This is a genomic window from Streptomyces sp. NPDC050508, from assembly GCF_040655155.1.
Taxonomy (GTDB): domain Bacteria; phylum Actinomycetota; class Actinomycetes; order Streptomycetales; family Streptomycetaceae; genus Streptomyces.
The window spans coordinates 1-1300 of sequence record NZ_JBFAJJ010000048.1 but is presented as its reverse complement, the minus strand read 5'-3'; the positions used below and the strand labels follow the sequence as shown (position 1 = coordinate 1300).

Annotated in this window: 1 protein-coding gene and 1 pseudogene; both read right to left on the bottom strand. The window is 64.2% G+C overall.

The features are described 5' to 3' along the window. Positions 1-110: 110 nt before the first annotated feature. Positions 111-382: pseudogene (locus AB0I69_RS48745) on the bottom strand (hypothetical protein); the annotation flags it as partial. A 269-nt stretch (positions 383-651) separates the two neighbouring features. After that, a complete protein-coding gene (locus AB0I69_RS48740) occupies positions 652-1176 on the bottom strand; it encodes a hypothetical protein (protein WP_363102318.1) in 525 nt (174 codons plus the stop codon). Positions 1177-1300 lie beyond the last annotated feature (124 nt).

Below are 1300 nucleotides of genomic sequence, written 5' to 3'. Positions count from 1 at the left end.
AACCCCAAGCCGTTCGTCTGGACGAAGACCGCCGACGACATACTCGACACCCTCGCCGCATACTGCACACGAATTAACGACTCAGGACACTAGGTCAGGACCGGCGGACGTCATGAGACCCTCAGTGAGCCGAGCCGCCCGGTTCCACAGGCCGGGTAGTTGTACAGGAACAGCCGCTCCAGTTCACCGGGGGAGACCTCTCGTCGACGGCGTGGATCCCGGCCTCCGGCTCACTCAGGCCGATCAGCAGGATCTCCGCGTGCGGATACAGCGATGCGAGGGTGTCGCACAGCGGGATGGGCTCGCCTTGGCCGGCGTACCGCATCTCCTGGCCCGGATAGGCGACCACCATCGCCTCGGCTATCGCCGTGTACGCCGGGCCGGCACGCATCCACCCCTGCTCGATCCGCTTCAACACGTCGATCCAACAGGGAAGACGGAACATCCGTCGAGCGGCCATCCACAGGTCTTGACAATTACTCCTCACACGAGCCCCGGAGAGATCCGGGGCTTCGTCGTGTCGCAAGTGTGCCGGCCTCTCGCGACGCTACTGGCCCCGCTCCGCGGGAACTGCCGGCAGTCCTGCGGCTCCGGTCAAGGTGGCGGGCTCCAGGAGTCCCGCCACTACAGCCTGGATGATGACGTCGTTGGCTATCCGCTCGCTCCCCACCCCGGCGATGTAGAGCCGGAAAGGCACGACCGGCGGAACTCTGCCTCGCCCACGCCTCGGTCGTACTCGTTGAACAAGTCGTAGTTGGCGATCAGCAGTTTGATACGAAGCTGCCTGGTCTCGCCAAGCACATCACGTGCTAGAAGGTTGACCAGACCACGCTCGCCCTGCACACGCCGAGGATCTCTGATCTCATTTGGCTTCGGTACAGGTACTCGCCCTTGCCCTTGCAGGAAGCTGACCAGGTCATCGAACGCGAGCTTCGACACGCGAGGCGTGAGAGCCATCTGAATGTTCCTCAGTCGCGCCGTCTTCCGTGCTTCCTGCCCGTTCACCGTGGCGACTCGGACCATCAACATGGCGCCGATGAAGTACGCGGCGAAGGCTGCGGACGCCAGCAATGCGCCGGGGCCCATTAAGCCGCCGAGGCGGTACAACGACGCCCACACCCCATGCGCTTGCTCCCGCGTCGGGACCCGATCCTCCACGATCAGCCAGAGCGTCAAGAGCCAGATGCACCCCGCCGCCAGTGGTGGGGGCCTCCCCCTGAGTGGTGGACACGCTGATACTGGATCTGCTTGATCCGGAGGAAGCGAGAAGACCGCCGATGGCGATGAAGGACTACTCGGA